We start from the raw sequence: 18,615 nt of genomic DNA on the forward strand, positions 1-18,615 counted from the left end.
CCTTGAACTCTCCACAATATAAGGAATACCAAAAATACATCCAACGGCTTAGCTCCATTTATTAAATATTTGAGTGAGAAAATTTTTATCGTCAATATTGGAAAAACTATTTTTTAAAACAGGCTTGTAAGGCAATTAATTTAACCAAACAAGCCAAATTTAGAGCTCGAAAACGAATTCTGTGTATCAATTAATCAGACTCTGTAGTTCCCACACATTCTGCGGCCTTGTCTCTAGATAAAACAAACAAAATAGGTACAATGCAGCTGACGATAACCTGTTATCTTTCAACACCTACTTTAGGGATCTAAATAGATACTCTGTATGCTATAGGGAAGCACATATGTATTACTTACTAAACTGTTTTATGCTGAGCCTTTTTTGGTTTCATATCTTAAAGCTAAGACGTGAAGTTCAAACATTGTCAAAGCTTACCAAATCTCAATTTCAAGCGATGCTCAATCACGCAGATATTGAGTTTCCCAACGAGCAGCTTTTTGATACTCACTTTAAACAGCGTATCACCAGTGGATTAATCACCAACCCAAAAGTGTATGTGATTGAAAAGACTGGTTGTAGTGAGGCACAAGCTGACGCGTTTCTCAATAGGTTCCTCAATGCTAACAGCAAGTAATATACTTTTAATTCAATACGTTATCTGGTAGTTTCAAGATGAAAAAAAGTGTTCACATTCAGTAAAAGAAAGCACTGGCTTGCAAGCCAACCCGATTTAGATTTACTCAATCAACAATTAGAAGAGCTGCAAGAGCAAGGGCTAGTTGTGGAGTCTGTAACGCCAGTAACAAGCCTTTTAGGCGCAATTGATTGCTATGTAATCTTACTCAGTGATCAGCAATAGTTCTGATCAGGTTAACGCGTAATGGTGTCCATCTTAGACTCAATAATCGAAAAGAATGCCCCTTGGGGGTCACAGATAACGGCATAGCGCCCTACTTCGGGAATGTCTGTGGGTGGCAAACAAATTTTGGCGCCCAACCCCGCCGCTTTTTTTGCCATGGCATCGCAATCGAGGACCGCGAAATAGATCATCCAATGTGACGGGGTCGTTGCACTCCACGCATCTGTCATTTCTACCATACCTGCGAGCGCATGATCATCATTACTGAAAATCACATAGTCAATACCATCCACATTTTGATGAATCGAATGCCAATCAAAGAGCTTACTGTAGAAGAGTTCTTTCACATCGCGATTTCGACACGTAAGTTCATGCCAATAAGGTGTATTGGCCTCAAATACTCTACGGCTGCCAATATGCTCCTTGGCCTGCCAGATAGTGAGCTGTGCGCCACCTGAATCGCAAATAATCGCCATCCTTCCTGCTTCGCCGATATTGTATGGCCCACGCTGCAACGCCCCACCTAAGCGCTGTGCTTTGACAATCGTGGCATCAACATCACGCACCGCGACATAGGACTGCCAAGCACTTTGAGTGCGTGCAGCCTTTTTGTCTTCAGACATTTCATACATGCCCGCGACCACATCGCCTTGCTTTTTAAAGTTGGTATAAACCTGCCCATTAGCGCCTAGCTCATCGTCGAAGTCCCAGTTAAATAACGCACAATAAAAGGGTTTCGCAATTCGCCAATCCGCAGCGCGCAGCTCAGCCCAACAAAATTCGTGCAAATGCACATGGGTCAGTCTTGTCATAGTCGTTCGCCTTTTCAAACATCATTAATGTTGATAGTAGAGATTATCGGAATATGCAATTTGATTTAATGAGACGAGATACTGCAAAAGGGCAATGATAAGCACTAAAGAGGTAATGTCAGGGTACTTAAATCTTAGCGACTTGAGCGAAGCGAATACGCTCTTTTTGCGCAAGGTGAAATGACCCAGTCTAACAATGGCTGCGGGACTCTCCGTCGGATGGCGCTTCGCTTATCCGACCTACCACTTTTTGCAGGCATTAAAAAAGGTCACCGAAGTGACCTTTTTTACAGTGTTACTGCAATCTAGAAATTATTCTACGATTGTAGCTACAACACCAGCACCAACTGTACGGCCACCTTCACGGATAGCGAAGCGTAAACCTTCGTCCATCGCGATTGGGCAGATTAGCTCTACAGTCATCTTGATGTTGTCACCAGGCATTACCATTTCTACGCCTTCTGGTAACTCAACGTTACCTGTTACGTCAGTTGTACGGAAGTAGAACTGTGGACGGTAGCCTTTGAAGAATGGCGTGTGACGACCACCTTCATCTTTCGAAAGTACGTATACTTCTGAAGTGAACTTCGTGTGAGGTGTGATTGAACCAGGCTTCGCTAGTACTTGACCACGCTCAACTTCGTCACGCTTAGTACCACGTAGTAGTGCACCAATGTTCTCACCCGCACGACCTTCGTCTAGAAGCTTACGGAACATCTCAACACCCGTACAAGTTGTCTTCGTAGTTTCTTTGATACCTACGATTTCAACTTCGTCGTTCACGTTGATGATACCAGCTTCAACACGGCCTGTTACTACTGTACCACGACCCTGGATTGAGAATACGTCTTCGATAGGCATGATGAATGGCTTATCGATGTCACGCTCTGGCTCTGGGATGTAAGAATCTAGTGCTTCTGCAAGCTCAACGATTTTGTCTTCCCACTCTTTCTCACCTTCTAACGCTTTAAGCGCTGAACCTTGGATTAGAGGTAGGTCATCACCTGGGAAGTCATACTCAGAAAGAAGTTCACGTACTTCCATCTCTACTAGCTCTAGAAGCTCTTCGTCGTCAACCATGTCACATTTGTTCATGAATACGATGATGTAAGGTACACCAACCTGACGAGAAAGTAGGATGTGCTCACGTGTTTGAGGCATAGGACCGTCAGTAGCAGCAACTACTAGGATCGCGCCGTCCATCTGTGCAGCACCAGTGATCATGTTTTTAACATAGTCAGCGTGTCCTGGACAGTCTACGTGTGCGTAGTGACGAGTCGGTGTATCGTACTCAACGTGTGAAGTTGAGATTGTGATACCACGCTCACGCTCTTCTGGAGCGTTATCGATTGATGCGAAGTCTTTTGCTACACCACCGTATACTTTTGCAAGTACGTTAGTGATTGCTGCTGTTAGAGTTGTTTTACCGTGGTCAACGTGGCCGATTGTACCTACGTTTACGTGCGGTTTTACGCGTTCAAACTTTTCTTTTGCCATCTTAAAAAATTCCTATAAAGAAATTAAAGTCCAGCCCTTAGAGACCGGACCGAACTAAAATTACTTAACAGCGCGAGCTGCAATAATTGTGTCAGCCACACTCTTAGCCGCTTCTGCGTACTTGGAAAATTCCATTGAGTACGAGGCACGACCTTGTGTAGCAGAACGAAGATCGGTTGCATAACCAAACATTTCAGAAAGCGGAACTTGTGCATTAATTTGCTTCAAGCCACCGAATGCCTCTTCCATGCCTTCGATTATGCCACGACGACGGTTTAAATCACCTACTACATCACCCATGTTAGCTTCAGGGGTGATAACTTCAACTTTCATTACTGGTTCTAAAATAATTGGGTCTGCTTGTAGCGCCCCGTTTTTAAAACCAATTGAACCTGCGATTTTAAACGCCATCTCGTTTGAGTCTACGTCATGGAACGAGCCATCAAACAATGTCGCTTTAACACCCAATAGCGGATAGCCGGCAAGAACACCTTGTCGCATCTGCTCTTGAATACCTTTATCAACCGCTGGAATATACTCCTTTGGAACTGCACCACCGACGATTTCGTTAACGAATTCGTAAGTTGGCGCCTCATCATCAGAGATATCCATCGGTTCAAGCTTAAGCCAAACGTGACCATATTGACCGCGACCACCAGATTGACGTACGAACTTACCTTCTGCTTCTACCGAGTTACGAATCGTCTCTCGGTATGCCACTTGAGGCTTACCAACGTTACATTCAACGCTGAATTCACGTTTCATACGATCAACAATGATATCTAAGTGTAGTTCACCCATACCAGAGATGATCGTTTGACCTGATTCTTCATCCGTTTCTACACGGAATGATGGATCTTCTGCCGCTAATTTACTTAACGCGATACCCATTTTGTCTTGGTCAGCTACGGTTCTTGGCTCAACTGCAACTGAAATCACAGGCTCTGGAAATTCCATTCGCTCTAAAGTGATAACAGCTTCTTGTGAACATAATGTGTCACCAGTAGTCACATCTTTAAGACCAATTGCAGCGGCGATGTCACCAGCGCGCACTTCTTTGATCTCTTCACGAGAGTTTGCATGCATTTGAACAATACGGCCCAAACGCTCTTTTTTGCTTTTAACCGGGTTATATACCGCGTCACCCTGTTTAACAGTACCAGAGTAAACACGGAAGAAAGTTAAAGTACCTACAAATGGGTCTGTGGCAATTTTAAATGCCAATGCCGAGAACGGCGCATTATCATCTGCAGGTCGAGTTCCTTCAGAGTCATCTTCTAAGATACCCTGAATCTCTTTAACTTCAGTAGGTGATGGCATGTATTCAATCACAGCGTCAAGCACAGCCTGTACGCCTTTGTTTTTGAATGCACTGCCACAGGTCATTGGTACAATTTCATTGGCCAATGTCTGTTGACGAAGCGCTGCTTTGATTTCAGCTTCGCTTAGTTCACCGTCTTCTAAATACTTTTCCATTAGTTCTTCAGACGCTTCAGCGGCGCTTTCAACTAAGTGAGCACGCCATTCTTCAGCTAAGTCTTGAAGATCTGCAGGGATCTCTTCATAAGTGAACGTCATCCCCTGGTCTTCTTGGTTCCAGTTGATGGCCTTCATTTTGATGAGATCGATAACACCTTTAAATTCGTCTTCAGCACCAATCGGTAGCTGAATAGGCACAGGTGTGGCGCCCAGGCGAGATTTCACCTGTCCCACAACAGCAAGGAAGTCTGCGCCAGTACGATCCATTTTGTTTACAAAGACCATGCGAGGTACTTCGTATTTGTTCGCCTGACGCCAAACTGTTTCTGTTTGTGGCTGTACACCTGATGAAGCACACAACACGACAACCGCACCATCGAGTACACGTAAAGAACGTTCTACTTCAATGGTAAAGTCAACGTGTCCTGGAGTATCAATGATATTGATACGATGGTCGTCAAATTGCGCGTCCATTCCTTTCCAGAAACACGTGGTTGCAGCAGACGTGATAGTGATACCACGCTCCTGCTCCTGCTCCATCCAGTCCATAGTTGCAGCACCATCGTGAACTTCACCGATCTTATGCGAAAGACCCGTGTAGAACAGAACACGTTCTGTCGTGGTGGTTTTACCTGCATCTACGTGAGCACAAATACCGATATTGCGGTAGCGCTCAATAGGAGTTGTACGTGCCATATTATCCTCTTAAAGGGTGTTAGCAGATTACCAACGGTAGTGAGCGAATGCTTTGTTCGCTTCAGCCATACGGTGAACGTCTTCACGTTTCTTAACCGCAGTGCCTTTGTTATCAGCAGCGTCAACGATTTCTTGAGCTAAACGTAAGCCCATAGATTTCTCGCCACGCTTACGTGCAGCTTCAACTAACCAACGCATACCTAATGCGTTGCGACGAACTGGACGTACTTCAACTGGTACTTGGTATGTAGAACCACCAACACGGCGAGATTTAACCTCAACCGCTGGGCGTACATTTTCAAGTGCAGCTTCAAAGATTTCTAGGTGCGACTTGCCTGATTTCTCAGCAGCCACGTCTAACGCACCGTATACGATTTTTTCAGCAGTAGATTTCTTGCCGTCTAACATTACTACGTTAACGAATTTAGCAAGAAGTTCTGATCCGAACTTCGGATCTGGAAGAATTTTACGTTGACCTATTACGCGTCTTCTAGGCATTTTATATCTCCGATATCTTCAGGTTCGCCTTATGGGCGACTCCCAAAACAAATTATTTAAAAATTAAAACTTAAGTGCTTGGCCTTACTAACGGAGAACCATTAGCCCTTAGGGCGTTTTGCACCGTACTTAGAACGAGCCTGTTTACGGTCGTTTACGCCGGCACAGTCAAGTGCACCACGAACAGTGTGGAAACGCACACCTGGTAAGTCTTTAACACGACCACCACGGATAAGGATTACACTGTGCTCTTGTAAGTTGTGACCTTCACCACCGATGTATGAAGTTACTTCGAAACCGTTAGTTAAACGCACACGTGCTACTTTACGTAATGCAGAGTTTGGTTTCTTAGGTGTAGTTGTATATACGCGAGTACATACACCACGCTTTTGCGGACAAGCTTTAAGCGCAGCTGAGTTACTTTTTGTAACCTTGCTACGACGTGGCTTACGCACTAGCTGGTTAATAGTTGCCATTAAATAGCTCCTGATTAGTTAAAATTACTACTGAAAAAATATAAAAATCGACCCTATTTCTTCGTCATTTTCATGGAACGAGTAAATGGGTGGCCGAATTTTAATGAGCAAAGATTGACCTGTCAATAAAAACCATCCCAAAAGCACTAACTTTAACGCTTTTGGGATGGTTTGTTGTGGGTTCATGCTCAAAATAGTGGGTACTGCAATAGATAAGCCAAGTGACAACTCCATCACTGATGATTGGACACAATTACTCATCAAGGAAGCTAGGAGTTATCACTTAACGTTGGTTTTACACGCTTGGCGTTAGAACTTATTCGTCATGTAAAGTCTAAGATCAATACTTGCGATATCGGTAAAGTACATACGCGCAAGACTACCCAATTTGTCCATTCTCACCTTTACAGATTCACACCCAGCTGGAATTGGATGATTTGCAACGCGAATTTGGGGTTTGACCACATAACTTGATCTTTCATACCGCAGACCATACGAGGTATCTGATTCAACCACCACGTCATTACAATACACTGAGACTGTCATGCCAAAATTAGATGAATACCACGCTGAGGCGATTTCCCCCGTCAGCTGCACATCTAGTTCTGTAAGCCCCCATGTGCCATATAATGGAAACTCAACTTCGTACGCCACCTCAGCATATTTGTCGACACCACCTTCACGCTTATACAGCTGCTTAATGACTTGCACGTCATCTTTGGTTATTTGTACCGTTTCACCAACAAAGAAGGTAGGTAATGCCGATACACTCGACGCCATCAAACACGCGGCTAATGCCATTAAATGTTTCATTAATCACTCCTTGTAATTAAGGCACCAATCGGTGCCTCAAAAACCTTAACGCGGTATGGTCTCAATCACTTGTACATTGAACTGCAGATCGGTCACTCGAGTATAGAACTGTCGGCTTAGATGGCCTTCTTTATCGATGCGCACGGTAAGTTCCTGACAGTTTCCACCTGTATTGAGGTAACTTGAGATAGCAGGCTTAGCTAAATAAGAAACCCCGTCAATACGAATACCAAAGTCCATATCTTCACCGATGAAAATGGGCTCATCTATATACGGTGAGTTACAGGTTACCGACAACGTGGCGGCCATGTTACCCGAAAACCAACGCGTATAAACCAGCCCATCAACGCGATAATTCAGGTTCTGCCCAAAATCACCGTCCATTGCGAACTTAGCCTCATACGCCACAACTGCCTCACGTCCCGCATAGGGCACTGTAATTGGTTCAAAGTCATTGAAGCCAAGTTCATAAGCAACTCCCCCTACATCCACGGGAGCTGCAAATGCTTGCGATGCAGTTAATAAGCTAGAAACGATAATTAATTTTTTCACTGAATTACCTCATATTTTACTGACTCTGAACCCGTGGTAGTATTTTTCAGGTTCATAGAGCCTTTGATTTGTGCATCACTTTCGCCACTTAAAGTTGTGACATGCAACTTCACTGATTGACATGTGATCGGGTTTAATTTAACCAATGAGATATCAAACGACAGTGAGCTGTCAGCACTGCTTAGTTCTTCGTTGGTAAATTCACTGTAGCTTTTTCGGTCTTCATACAAGAGTTGGTCATCACACGACAACGAAAGACTCGCCTCATGCAACAATTCACTGTGTAACACATTTTCATATGCCCCTGTACACTCCAACCCCTGCCATTGTGTGCACACAGGCTGCTGGCCTGAGCTTAAAGCTCCAAGACCTGATATCTCCAAGTGTACGTCGATTACAGCGGCGCTGGTTAAGCCAGAAGCAGCCAAGTTCAATTCATAGCTGCTACCTTGTTGCTGCATATCTTTATCAGTAAATGTGCTGCTTATCTCAGAAGCAAGTCCTAGGGTGCTGAATGCGAGCAAGCTGGTGCCCATTGCGATTGCTTTTAACATCTTATAGTGCTCCTTGAGGTGAGTTAAATCCTTTTACTGCAACAGTAAACGAAATATCTTGAATGCGCGTGTAGAACTGGCGGCTTAAAGATCCTTCTTTAGATAATTCGATTTTTAACTGAGTACAGCCCTCTACGCCTTTTCTCAACTCAGTGATTATAGGCTGTGCTGGTGTCGACTGACCATCGACGCGTTTGCCGTAAGCTTTACTCATTCCAACCGGCACGCCATTGCAGCTCATTTTAGTTACTAAGCTGAAATTAGACGCAAACCAACGTGCTGAAACCTCACCACTGGCATCAAAAAATAGTGCCGATTGTGCGCCCTGTACATCCACTAAAGCCTGGTAGCCAGTGACAACAGTTCGACCAGCCCACACCGTTGTAATGGGCGTAAAATCAGCTGTAGTTAATAACAAAGCTTCTTGATCAACACTCACGGTTTTGTCAATTACAGAAGCAAATACACTGCTCGAACAGGCCAAGATGCCTGCTGCTAACAAAAGTTTATTCATCTTTATATTTCCTTATTTTGCACTCATGTATCAGGCTGATTAAGCATCAAAACCACCAGCCTGAATACAGTATTCCTTTGCGTATTAATCCAATGCTTCAGAGATCATCACGTTCAAGTCTAAGTAACTTGGCTGCCATTTCGTTTTATTAAAAGTCAACCTCAAGTCCAATCGTGTGCAACTCCCGCCCGTGGTAGCCGCACGCGAGATATAAAACTTGTCTCCGGAGTCAGAAGCACTGAATGAGCCACAAGAGACACTTAAGTTCATATGCTTGGCCGCTCTACCAGAAATATCAAAGTACAGCTTCTGGCCAAAGTCATTGTAAACAGGCAACGATAATGTGTAGCCCGAGTATTCAGTAACGACTAAAGGGTCTAGGCCAGGACAGGTGTACGTTACTTCCTTAACAATAGGTTTAAAGTCACTGCGACTTAAGGTGTAACGCTCTCCGCCGATGAAAATCGGAGAGGCTTGCTGAATGCTTTGATTAAAAGCTTGCAAACCAAACGACCTAACTTCTGGGCCCGTGCTGTAAGTACATGGCTCATTCGGTGGTGGATAGATACCATCATTTGGCTTAGCCTGCGCCGAGAGTGAGCTTGCCGCAGCCAACGTAAGTAAAGTACCACTGCATAAATTAATTAATTTCACATCAATTCCTTATTTATCAACTTGATTAGTAAAGTTCTTCTGAAATAGTGATGTTTAGATCGATAGACGTTGGTGCTGTTGAGTTTGAAAACGAGTACTTCACTTTCATTGCTTTACACGTACCACCGGTATTTTGAGACTTAGAGATCACCCACTTAGTACCTGAGTCCGTCGCGCTGAAAGAGCCACATGACACCGCTAAGTTCATTGATTTATCTGAACGACCGCTGATGTCAAAAAACAGGTCTTGAGAATAGTCACCACTGACTGCAAACGTCGCTTCATAACCTGATAAAACATTTACAGTAATCGGTTCAGGCATAAGACAAGGCTCGTAAATCACACGGGTGGTATAAACAGGGCTAAAGTCTGACTTACTAAGCGAATAGCGCGCACCACCAATGTAAATTGGAGAGGCCATTGTTGTTACCGCCTTCGCAGCTTCCATCATTTGCTGTGGTGTTACGGCTTGATACTCTTTTAGGGCTTCTATGCGAATGTCGCAATATCTGTCACTGTATCTATCACAACATGGGTATCTAAATGCTTGTTCCTGAGCAGAAGCTGCCAGCGTAAACGCATCCATATTTGGCGCTTCGGTACTCGCTGTAGCGCGAAATGAGAAGATGGTAAGTACCGAAAAAATCAGTAGTATCAGTTTGGTTTTCATAACAATTTCCTTTTTTAGTTTGTGTATTAAAAATTAAGATTTAAAAAGACGATTAAATTTACGTTTAGTACGTCAATTGTTGCGGCGGGGTTAGTTGCTGATGACCCTGTTTTATTAACTCTAAGCTTTAACTCCTTACACTCACCGTTGGTTTTTTTACGGTTATATATAGAGAAGCGAGCAGGTAATAAGCGGCCTCTGCGATTGATCACCACATCAGCGTCATAGCCAATATCAATACCAGAGCATACAACCGACATTTCCATTAACATTGGCGAACCATCAGTGGTCCCTACAGCTTCACCGCTCACATCGAAAATAAGCTCAGGGTAGTCCCCGATAAAGTCGTCATACATATCCACACCGACAGGGATAGCTGCGTCGTAGCCGACTACTTGTCCATTGGCATAGACAGGGGTGAAGTCATCCATGGTATAGCTATACTGTTCACCGCCCACATAGATTGGCTCAATTGCCTGTGCACCAAAAGTGAGCAAAAGTGCCAATGCTGCTGTTAGTTTTTTCATATTAATTTTCCTTTTATATTATTGATTACAAATAGTTACAAAGCCTCTAGATGGAATATCAACTGAGTAATAGACATTCATCAGTTGGCTGCTTGGCGAGGTGATTTTCAAATTATCATCCACGTATAATTCATACTTAGCGGTTGCTGGTAAGCTGAATGCTTGGGTTGATCTACTTAAGCTATCGAGTGTAAAGCTGATTTTTTGATCATACTCAGAGGTGATAGAGCCCATCTCAGGAACGGTTGAATACATGCGATAGCCAACCTCAATAACGTCTGGGCCGCTGTACTGAGGGCAAGTAAATAGCCGCACTTCAATCGGTTGCATATTTGGCACAAATGCCTCACCAAAGTTGATGACAAACCCATCTTGAGTCACGCTAGGTGCGGTGTAAGTGCCCGAAGCTAAACGTTCATCCTCGGTTTTAATCACCAAAGCTGCGCCCTCTTCAACTTCTACTTGCGCATTCAATACACCTTGTGCGTCGCTCACATATTGCTTTCCATTTATCATGAATCCGGCATCTGCAACTGGGTGTTTGTATGAGTTAACAACTGTTCCTCTAACATAGCCTGTGAGCATATTGACAGGATCTGATACATCCACACGTACTGTCTTAGAGCTTGAGTTACCGATTGAATCGCTAAGGTGTAGATTTATAGCGTATGTACCCGCTACATCCACTACCAAACTGGTCGAATCTGACGCGTCCGTAGTGAGTTGTGCTGTTGAATCTTCGGGTTTTACCAAAGACCATTGATAGGACAAAGCATCGCCTTCTGGGTCATAACTTGCCGACGCATTGAATAGCACCTGTGCTCCGACTTCAACCTCTCTTGCTGAGTCATCTGCTAACACTATAACTGGTGGTAAGTTAGCCTGTACTTGTACTGTATGCGTTAGCGGATCTGAGTAATATTGACCATCATGAACACGTAAAGACACAATGTAGTTGCCAAGTTCCGTTGGAGTGAAATAGGCTGTGCCATCATCTCTTGTATGCAGTTGCACTTGTGCCGCGCTTTCAATCAGCTGCCATTCATACGTCAGTGTGTCGTTGTTAGGGTCTGAGCTCTGGCTTGCGTCAAGCTCAACTGTATTACCAATGTACGCCACATCTGGAGCTGTTAGATGTGCTGTTGGTTGCTGATTCGCATCAATGTAATAGGTCTGCGTATTAGAGGTTACTTCTGTTTGGCCATCCGATACACTCACTGCTACCGCGTATTCACCCGCAACATCAGGATGTAACTTCGCCACAGCTTCTGTGGCCGCTTGCAATTGAGCAACGCTTTGCTGTGGGCGACTGAGTAACTGCCATTGATAGGTCAGTGGCTCACCTTCAGGGTCAAAACAAGACTTACAGACCAGCTCAAGTGGTGCAACAGGTGCGTGAATGTCTTCACCAAGCTGTGCAACCGGTGGTAAGTTGTCGGTGGTAACTGATAATAAGTACGACGCTTGCGCAGAAGCTCCTTGTGAGTCAGTAACACTCACTTGCACTTCATAATCACCCAAAGTTTCGGCTGAAAAGCTAGTTTGTGCATCAAATAATGTACTTAAATTGGCACTTGCTCCCGCAGGTTGTGACACCACTTCCCAAGCAAAAGACAAGTTGTCAAATCTGTCAGGATCATAACTTTCACTGGCATCAAGAACGATAACTTCATTGGGTTTTAGCTGAGTCTCGAGGTTCTTAAGCACAACGACGGGCGTTGAGTTTACACCCAAAGCATCACTGGTAACTGTTAAGGTATCTGTGGCAATGTCACCTTGATCATTTTGGACACTCAATTCAACAACAAATTGTCCAACCTGATCCGCAACAAAGGTCGTTTTTACCTTCCTATCTTTGAAGATTTTTGCTTGGCTACTTTCTGGTTTTTCTATAATGCGCCATTGATAACCTGTGATAACCCCATCTAGATCACGGCTTTCACTGCCATCTAACGAAACAATCTGGCCTTTCTTTACAGTAATATCTTGGCCCGCTGATGCGACTAAATTCATGTCATCATTAAGCACAAACTCGAAGCTGGAAGGCTTACTGTATGCCTTTCCATCGCTTGCCGTTAAAGTGAGTACATACTTATCAGCAGTGTTTAATTGCACTGCAATTTCTTCTTTGTTATGCACATCTATTGCCACAGGCGTTCGCTCGGCACCTTTGGTGAGCGTCCACTCGTAACTCAACGCATCTCCATCAGGGTCGTAGCTTTTCGAAGCATTAAAGTGTACCAACTTATTTTTGGTAATCGTTGTGTCACTAGAGGTGATCACCGCAATAGGTGCTTGATTTTTAGCTGCACTGTTTGTTTCTGCTTGCACCTCTGTGCTGCCCGAACCTCCACACGCGGAGATCAATATACACAGTGGAATGGGAAAGCTATTTTTCCATATCATTTCAGTATTCCTTTTTAACTTTCAATTAATTGTACGCTGCTTGCCTGATAGCTTCGGTTAGCGCCATAGCTTGCTTCCCCAACACTCGAGCATTTTCAGCTATTTGATTTTGTTCATATAAAATATCGTCATCTAAACTCTGCGAGGCTGAACCCGTTGCAACGAAATCTTTGTTTCGTTTTTCCACTCGACTTGCAAGTTCGGCTAAGCGCTCTTTCTGCACTCGTGTCGCTTCACGATATGCATTCACTTGATCTTTAAGGTGCGGAAAAGAAGTGATAACAAACTTGTAGTATTCTTCTTCTTTATCTGGGTCTACCTTAGCGGCCTGTTCGATGACGTCTGACGTTTCACGGTGACGCTTTGCCCGCTCTAAGATCTCTCCCACACTTTTTTTGGCTGCCACAACACTTTGCTGCTCAACCTCGGGGTCTTTATGTTCTTTTTCCATTTCTACCTTTGGCTTTTTAGTCTGAGGCTGTACTTCATCTTTTGGGACGTACACACTCCAACCCAAATAACCAATAACAACAGTGCAGATGACTGCAATTACAATCTTTGCCTTCATAAAAAAATCCTAACCTAATATTTGAGAACGATATGAGGGGGCAAGCCCCCTCCGAAATCATGGCTTAGTTACATTGACTTGAGTCAATACACACTTTAGCTTTGATAGAAGCACTGCCTTGATATACGTTGAATGAGTCTTTCTCGTATCGTTTCCAGATTTTTCCGTACTCATGTGAAACAGAAGACGTCGTACCTTGCGCTTTAGAACCACCGATCTTATCTAGGGCGCGAAGAACAACATTAGCGAATTGACAGTACATGTTCGCAGGACATACTTTCATCAAGCCGTCACCAAGTGTTGCACCGACATCGCTTTGACCTGGGTCTGTTACTTCAGGGTCTTTAACAATCAAGTCATAAGACTCTGCATATACAGCCAAGAACATTTGCCACATATCGTTGTACATCTGTGTTTCAAACTTCTCAGCCAGTCTTCTTGCTTCTTCAGGATCATTTGACTCTGGTACTAGGCTCAAATTACATTCCATCCCCAGCTCATCACGTGCTGTGGTACGAATATGATCCCAGCTCTTGGTTTTGGTTTTGAACCAGCTCCAGCTCTTAGACTTACCAGCATTTCTCCAGTACGAGTTCATGCGATCTACGTCAATTGAACACTCACCTTTAAGCTTGCCCGGATAAGCGTAGTAACTATATGAAAGTGCGATGTTTGTTGAGAATACAGGGCTGTTAAGAACCGGCTTGTATTCATCACGAGTTACTTTCCAAGAAGCCGTTTCGCCCTCGTGAGTCGCGCTATAATTACGAACAACGTTCGCCTCATAATCACCACAACGAGCATCTTTTGTAACGTGGAAATCAACACCACCAGAACCTAGAGAGTCCCATGTTGTCGCGTCAAAGTGGATTTGGTCGCCCACTGTTTCACGTTCAAACGGCATGGTTTTATCACCGATATTGCCGAAGTTAATGATGGTATTTGCAGGATAAGTCCAAACATTTTTGCGGAAGATAGGTTGATTATCGTCAGTCGTGATATTTGGGTTATCTCTGGTCACACCTGAGTTCAAACGAATATCAAAGACGTTAAGCTGCTGCACTGAATAATCGGTTTTACCTGCACTGGCAAGCGCATTAGACAAGATAGCTGCTTCATCGCCCCACAGGTTATATCCTGCAGAAGCAATACCAGCAATTAGACTCCCTGCCTCTTTGACCGATCTATATTCAACTTCATAGGCATTGTTTACGATTAACAGTTGAGACTGATATACGCGCATCAAGAAATCTAGTTGATTATCAATACGAGTTAGCTTGTCCTCAAATGCATCGTACTCACCTTTAGTAGCGTAGTACTCGTCACGGATTGCAGCTTTACGTGCTTCAACTTCCGTAACCTCTGCTCTTGCTGCTTCTATCAGTGGCGTATATCGATTTGCAACCCCCATGATACACTCGTACATTTTGGAGAAGTCGCCACCTGAGTTCACGATACATTGGTTGTTCGCTGCAGATTGCTCATCTTTAAGCGAGTCCAATTTTTTACGAGCAAGCTCTAAATCAAGAACAATACCGGTCCACACACTATCTAGTTGATTGAATCTTTCGATCAACCCGCCGTTCGCAATCGCAAGATTATTGATCTCTTCATACTTAGCGACAATATCGTTTGTCGACTTAGTATTACGCGCTGGAATACCGACAGTTAGCTGAAAGTAGTTACTAACATAATCGTTATTGTCAATCGCCTCTTGAATCTGCTGAGGTGTACTTGGTAGTCTGTATGCCTGCTCTTTCATCGCAACGTATGAAGAACAGTTTGGACCGCCGCCTGTATCAAAATAAGTACCAATCATGTCCTTGTCATTTGCAGGGAACACGTGGAGCGTTTTTGGATTTTCATGGTCCGGTACTACATTGCCAATCCCAGCCGGTGTTGCAATACCCAACTTACTCAGTGGATTACCTGATGTATTATCCGGTAAAGCGTGTGCAGTGGCACTGTGTACCAAAGCAGCAGCAACAGAAGCTGCTATGAGTTTTCCGTACATAGTTATATTTCCTTTACGGTGTTAATAGATCCTTTACGGGTCAGATTTATAAGCTATAAAAGCCTTATAGCCTCGTTCTTAACTTACTGACTGCGTTTTGTAGGATCGTACGATCCCTGCCTACGTATTTACTGGCAAGCCACGCTGTCTGTGAGTTTAAGAAGTTGTACAACTGAGAAATATTGCTTTCATTTACATAAAGAGCTGAAGACAAAGAACTTCTCAAGTTAGCAAGTTGAGCCGTACACAAGCTTGAATAGCTGCCTGTGCCACAGTTACTTTCTAAATAAGTCTTGGTGCTGCTTAGATCACTCAGTACATCTTGTAGCTCTGCTGCCAAGATTTCGTCTTCAACATCAAACTGCATGAATTCTAATGAAGCAATGGTGTTGTTGATGGCAGTAAGTAAGTTTGTGTGGCCTGTTGATGGCACTGCCTGTGCAAACATGCCTTCCAAATGCACGTTGAAAGACACTAAGTGCGTAGCAACTTGGTTAAAGTAACGAGGCTCTGGATAAGTAACCAGTTGCTGTACTTCTAATAAACAGCCTGGCTTTATTGCCTGAAAACCAGTTGCGCCCGATAGCTCGGAGAAGTTTAATACAGAAGCGTTGTTGCCATGAGTCAGCTCAACTGAACTTGGCTCATATGTACGAGAACCTGCAATACGGTTTGAAACCGACGAACCATCTGCGTTTGACAGCGTGAAGCGCACCGATAGTGGACGTATTGATTCACATGCAAACGTATAGTTAAGCATTGTTTTAAACAGGCCATTATTAATCAGGCTGCCGCTTGCATATGTATTGTTTTTCTGCGCGTATACGTTCATACCTGAAAATTGGCAAGGTGGCACAAAGCGCTCGCCTTGTGATGTCATACGCGATTGACATTGCTCTTCGGCCTCAAAAACCTTGACCGGAAAGGCATAAGCCGACGCCGCACTTGTCAAAGACAAGGTCGCTATTAATAAAGCTTTCATTATGTATATCCTTTAATAGAACTTATATTTGCTCGAGGGTTGCAGTTAACACCTGACGGCTTACGATTCCTTGCTCATCAGTAATTTTAACTACCATGTTGATTTGCTGATTATTCTCAGAACATCCATGAAATGCCGACTGCCTGATCTTCAACTGCAAGTTATTCAATGGGGAGTTGATCCCTACAGCGTTCGGCAGTAGTGAATTTGTCGACGTACTGAGTCCATCGATTGAAGGAAACAGCTCGGACAAATTGGATGACATTCTTGGGAGCCAGAACATTCCGTTATAATCAAAATATTCCACCTCAATTAGTAGCTCATCACTGTTCATTTCTGGTAAGTCAAACAGCTGCCAATTGATGGTAAGAATGCGGTCTTCGTCAAACTGTCTAACGTTCGCAATCGCCTGACTTCTCATTGCTAACGTTTCAAGTTTTAAGATGATTTCCTCTATCTGTAGCATGAGTTCCTCTGAATAGTCGAGGTTAAGCATAATATCGAGGAGCCTGTTAGCTTCAATTGCTAACGCAAAACTTTCGTTTTGTATTCGAGTCATCTCAGGACTAATTTTGTTAAACTCTTTACACAGCAGGATAGGTTTACCAGCGAGTGTTTCTAGCGTTACAAGCCCTTGATTATTAACTACATCAGCCACTTGCGACAAGTTAGCAAGGGTTTGTTGCCCCGATGAGTTCTTAGCAAGATAAGCAACATTAATTGCCGTGGCCAAACGCTCAAGATTGACGTCAGTTCGTTCAGCACGATAGTCAGATAATTTATTGCTGACAAACCCCGCTAAATCAGGGAATCTAAGTTGCTGTGGAGGCACTAACTGGTAGTCTCCATCGTATACATAGCTCAGTGCTGAAGCCTCATTTGCCAACGCCACCAATGATTGCTCAAAGTAAGACAGGCGATGATCGAAGTTCGGATAAAAAGGCGTCCCTTGCGGTGCTGTAATTTCATTGAAACATACACCTTGAGCACATCGCGCTACTGCAGTATTAATATATTCATCAAGTACTGCAGACTTATTAATCATGATGTCTTGTAAGTCAGTTGGTAAATTTTGAACCAGTGACACGTAGGTGGTCATACGGCGGTTTAAATGTCTGACTCGACTGTTAGCGATGGTTTCCAAGCTGTATCGTTTTAACAGCTCCCACAATCGTACTTGTGATGATAAGTTATTGCTAAGTTCGTCTTTTAAGTCTTGTTTTTCGGCCGCATTGAAGTGAGAAAACTGATCTATATCAGACATCATTTGCGCAAATGTTTCATTGAGCCTATCTTCAAGTTCAACACCTAACGAGTAGCGTCTATAAACAGCTGCATATCTGAGCGCCGTTGATTCTCGTTCAAGTCGGCCTAACAGGTCGAGTCTGAAGTTTTGTTTGCGCAGCTCGTCGCTCGCTGGCGTAAAACCAAAATTTCCAGGACTGTTAATATAATCTTGATACAACTCGTAATGTAGCGAAGCCTGAAACACATTCAACTGTGTATGTAACGGCGTGTAAGACAGTAAATCAGTTACGTGGAACCACGTCTGACCACCTTCTTGTTGATAACCTTCTGCGGTTTGGCGCATATCTGCAACCACATCACATGGTAAAGAGAGTTCCTTGAAACAAGCAGGTTGTGTTGTAGGAGTGGCTGCTGCACATACATCACTACAACTACTCAGGTCGTACTCTGAGTAACAGATCTGTGGTTGAAAGTGTCTGACCTGAAATTTGGTAGGGCAATTACCACTAGAGGCCAAAGCTGAGGCTGTACCACATGTGTTTACCAGTAAAAAGGCAACACAAAGCCCAGCATGCTTATTCGAAATAGCACGTATCATTTTAAATTCCTTTTATCGGTTTAAACCCACTTGTACTTCCTATTTCTCAAGAGGGTTGTCTAAATTATGTACCCATATTAGAGCGTAATGTTAATGAGATCAATGAGTTTTTAAAAAAAATAGGTGCAAGTGAATAAGTTATTATAAAAGCTTCTTTATCATGGAGTTACGTATGAAAATATGCATTTTTGGAGCGCT

General features: G+C 43.6%; 20 protein-coding genes. 2 read left to right on the forward strand and 18 right to left on the reverse strand.

Annotated features, from left to right (window positions below; genetic code table 11):
• Nucleotides 1–343: 343 nt before the first annotated feature.
• Together L1070_RS12735 and L1070_RS12740 are read left to right on the forward strand one after the other, a co-directional pair.
• Entirely contained in the window at nucleotides 344–634 is a 291-nt protein-coding gene (locus tag L1070_RS12735; RefSeq protein WP_237125816.1) for a hypothetical protein, read from the forward strand.
• A gap of 48 nt (nucleotides 635–682) precedes the next feature.
• Complete coding sequence (locus tag L1070_RS12740; protein ID WP_237125817.1) at nucleotides 683–859, forward strand: hypothetical protein; 177 nt, start codon at nucleotides 683–685, stop codon at nucleotides 857–859.
• An 11-nt stretch (nucleotides 860–870) separates the two neighbouring features.
• On the opposite strand, the gene L1070_RS12745 is transcribed toward L1070_RS12740, so the two are convergent.
• The 18 genes from L1070_RS12745 to L1070_RS12830 all read right to left on the reverse strand — a co-directional run bounded on the left by L1070_RS12745 (nucleotide 871) and on the right by L1070_RS12830 (nucleotide 18,417).
• Entirely contained in the window at nucleotides 871–1,671 is an 801-nt protein-coding gene (locus L1070_RS12745) for a VOC family protein (RefSeq protein ID WP_237125818.1), read from the reverse strand.
• 312 nt (nucleotides 1,672–1,983) lie between these two features.
• Nucleotides 1,984–3,168, reverse strand: coding sequence for an elongation factor Tu (gene tuf, locus L1070_RS12750; RefSeq protein ID WP_237125819.1), 1,185 nt, complete (start codon nucleotides 3,166–3,168; stop codon nucleotides 1,984–1,986).
• 60 nt (nucleotides 3,169–3,228) lie between these two features.
• Nucleotides 3,229–5,343 carry an elongation factor G gene (fusA, locus tag L1070_RS12755; protein ID WP_237125820.1) on the reverse strand — a complete coding sequence of 705 codons (2,115 nt, stop codon included), beginning with the start codon at nucleotides 5,341–5,343 and terminating at the stop codon, nucleotides 3,229–3,231.
• Between the two features lie 27 nt (nucleotides 5,344–5,370).
• A complete protein-coding gene (gene rpsG / locus L1070_RS12760; RefSeq protein ID WP_070982781.1) occupies nucleotides 5,371–5,841 on the reverse strand; it encodes a 30S ribosomal protein S7 in 471 nt (156 codons plus the stop codon).
• Between the two features lie 101 nt (nucleotides 5,842–5,942).
• Nucleotides 5,943–6,317 carry a 30S ribosomal protein S12 gene (gene rpsL, locus L1070_RS12765; RefSeq protein ID WP_070982782.1) on the reverse strand — a complete coding sequence of 125 codons (375 nt, stop codon included), beginning with the start codon at nucleotides 6,315–6,317 and terminating at the stop codon, nucleotides 5,943–5,945.
• A gap of 27 nt (nucleotides 6,318–6,344) precedes the next feature.
• Nucleotides 6,345–6,578 (reverse strand): hypothetical protein, encoded by a 234-nt coding sequence (locus L1070_RS12770; protein ID WP_237125821.1) that lies wholly within the window; start codon nucleotides 6,576–6,578, stop codon nucleotides 6,345–6,347.
• A gap of 48 nt (nucleotides 6,579–6,626) precedes the next feature.
• The gene (locus L1070_RS12775; protein WP_070982784.1) at nucleotides 6,627–7,130 is read right to left on the reverse strand and encodes a hypothetical protein; all 504 of its coding nucleotides are present in this window, start codon (nucleotides 7,128–7,130) and stop codon (nucleotides 6,627–6,629) included.
• Between the two features lie 45 nt (nucleotides 7,131–7,175).
• The gene (locus L1070_RS12780; RefSeq protein ID WP_070982785.1) at nucleotides 7,176–7,682 is read right to left on the reverse strand and encodes a hypothetical protein; all 507 of its coding nucleotides are present in this window, start codon (nucleotides 7,680–7,682) and stop codon (nucleotides 7,176–7,178) included.
• Nucleotides 7,679–8,236 (reverse strand): hypothetical protein, encoded by a 558-nt coding sequence (locus L1070_RS12785; RefSeq protein WP_070982786.1) that lies wholly within the window; start codon nucleotides 8,234–8,236, stop codon nucleotides 7,679–7,681. The genes L1070_RS12780 and L1070_RS12785 overlap by 4 nt, the downstream gene beginning before the upstream one ends.
• 1 nt (nucleotide 8,237) lies before the next feature.
• Nucleotides 8,238–8,750: a hypothetical protein gene (locus tag L1070_RS12790; RefSeq protein WP_237125822.1), complete on the reverse strand. Its 513-nt coding sequence runs from the start codon at nucleotides 8,748–8,750 to the stop codon at nucleotides 8,238–8,240.
• Nucleotides 8,751–8,834: 84 nt separating this feature from the next.
• Entirely contained in the window at nucleotides 8,835–9,404 is a 570-nt protein-coding gene (locus L1070_RS12795) for a hypothetical protein (protein ID WP_070982788.1), read from the reverse strand.
• Between the two features lie 25 nt (nucleotides 9,405–9,429).
• On the reverse strand, nucleotides 9,430–10,074 hold the full coding sequence (locus L1070_RS12800; RefSeq protein ID WP_237125823.1) for a hypothetical protein: 645 nt from the start codon (nucleotides 10,072–10,074) through the stop codon (nucleotides 9,430–9,432).
• A 26-nt stretch (nucleotides 10,075–10,100) separates the two neighbouring features.
• On the reverse strand, nucleotides 10,101–10,601 hold the full coding sequence (locus L1070_RS12805) for a hypothetical protein (RefSeq protein ID WP_237125824.1): 501 nt from the start codon (nucleotides 10,599–10,601) through the stop codon (nucleotides 10,101–10,103).
• An 18-nt stretch (nucleotides 10,602–10,619) separates the two neighbouring features.
• Nucleotides 10,620–13,007: a PKD domain-containing protein gene (locus L1070_RS12810; RefSeq protein ID WP_237125825.1), complete on the reverse strand. Its 2,388-nt coding sequence runs from the start codon at nucleotides 13,005–13,007 to the stop codon at nucleotides 10,620–10,622.
• 25 nt (nucleotides 13,008–13,032) lie between these two features.
• On the reverse strand, nucleotides 13,033–13,575 hold the full coding sequence (locus tag L1070_RS12815) for a hypothetical protein (protein WP_070982792.1): 543 nt from the start codon (nucleotides 13,573–13,575) through the stop codon (nucleotides 13,033–13,035).
• Between the two features lie 64 nt (nucleotides 13,576–13,639).
• Nucleotides 13,640–15,589, reverse strand: coding sequence for a hypothetical protein (locus L1070_RS12820; RefSeq protein ID WP_237125826.1), 1,950 nt, complete (start codon nucleotides 15,587–15,589; stop codon nucleotides 13,640–13,642).
• A gap of 64 nt (nucleotides 15,590–15,653) precedes the next feature.
• Nucleotides 15,654–16,571 (reverse strand): hypothetical protein, encoded by a 918-nt coding sequence (locus tag L1070_RS12825; protein ID WP_070982794.1) that lies wholly within the window; start codon nucleotides 16,569–16,571, stop codon nucleotides 15,654–15,656.
• A 22-nt stretch (nucleotides 16,572–16,593) separates the two neighbouring features.
• On the reverse strand, nucleotides 16,594–18,417 hold the full coding sequence (locus L1070_RS12830; RefSeq protein WP_237125827.1) for a hypothetical protein: 1,824 nt from the start codon (nucleotides 18,415–18,417) through the stop codon (nucleotides 16,594–16,596).
• Nucleotides 18,418–18,615 lie beyond the last annotated feature (198 nt).

The organism is Pseudoalteromonas sp. MMG022, assembly GCF_021654245.1.
GTDB classification, from domain to species: domain Bacteria; phylum Pseudomonadota; class Gammaproteobacteria; order Enterobacterales; family Alteromonadaceae; genus Pseudoalteromonas; species Pseudoalteromonas amylolytica.

Excerpts from the sequence above, each read along its gene's own strand:
- fusA (WP_237125820.1), bottom strand. The coding sequence starts at position 5,343 with ATGGCACGTACAACTCCTATTGAGCGCTACCGCAATATCGGTATTTGT.
- L1070_RS12820 (WP_237125826.1), bottom strand. The coding sequence starts at position 15,589 with ATGTACGGAAAACTCATAGCAGCTTCTGTTGCTGCTGCTTTGGTACAC.
- L1070_RS12800 (WP_237125823.1), bottom strand. The coding sequence starts at position 10,074 with ATGAAAACCAAACTGATACTACTGATTTTTTCGGTACTTACCATCTTC.
- L1070_RS12805 (WP_237125824.1), bottom strand. The coding sequence starts at position 10,601 with ATGAAAAAACTAACAGCAGCATTGGCACTTTTGCTCACTTTTGGTGCA.
- L1070_RS12745 (WP_237125818.1), bottom strand. The coding sequence starts at position 1,671 with ATGACAAGACTGACCCATGTGCATTTGCACGAATTTTGTTGGGCTGAG.
- L1070_RS12790 (WP_237125822.1), bottom strand. The coding sequence starts at position 8,750 with ATGAATAAACTTTTGTTAGCAGCAGGCATCTTGGCCTGTTCGAGCAGT.
- L1070_RS12825 (WP_070982794.1), bottom strand. The coding sequence starts at position 16,571 with ATGAAAGCTTTATTAATAGCGACCTTGTCTTTGACAAGTGCGGCGTCG.
- L1070_RS12830 (WP_237125827.1), bottom strand. The coding sequence starts at position 18,417 with ATGATACGTGCTATTTCGAATAAGCATGCTGGGCTTTGTGTTGCCTTT.
- L1070_RS12775 (WP_070982784.1), bottom strand. The coding sequence starts at position 7,130 with ATGAAACATTTAATGGCATTAGCCGCGTGTTTGATGGCGTCGAGTGTA.
- rpsL (WP_070982782.1), bottom strand. The coding sequence starts at position 6,317 with ATGGCAACTATTAACCAGCTAGTGCGTAAGCCACGTCGTAGCAAGGTT.
- L1070_RS12785 (WP_070982786.1), bottom strand. The coding sequence starts at position 8,236 with ATGTTAAAAGCAATCGCAATGGGCACCAGCTTGCTCGCATTCAGCACC.
- L1070_RS12770 (WP_237125821.1), bottom strand. The coding sequence starts at position 6,578 with ATGAGTAATTGTGTCCAATCATCAGTGATGGAGTTGTCACTTGGCTTA.
- L1070_RS12815 (WP_070982792.1), bottom strand. The coding sequence starts at position 13,575 with ATGAAGGCAAAGATTGTAATTGCAGTCATCTGCACTGTTGTTATTGGT.
- rpsG (WP_070982781.1), bottom strand. The coding sequence starts at position 5,841 with ATGCCTAGAAGACGCGTAATAGGTCAACGTAAAATTCTTCCAGATCCG.
- L1070_RS12735 (WP_237125816.1), top strand. The coding sequence starts at position 344 with ATGTATTACTTACTAAACTGTTTTATGCTGAGCCTTTTTTGGTTTCAT.
- L1070_RS12810 (WP_237125825.1), bottom strand. The coding sequence starts at position 13,007 with ATGATATGGAAAAATAGCTTTCCCATTCCACTGTGTATATTGATCTCC.
- tuf (WP_237125819.1), bottom strand. The coding sequence starts at position 3,168 with ATGGCAAAAGAAAAGTTTGAACGCGTAAAACCGCACGTAAACGTAGGT.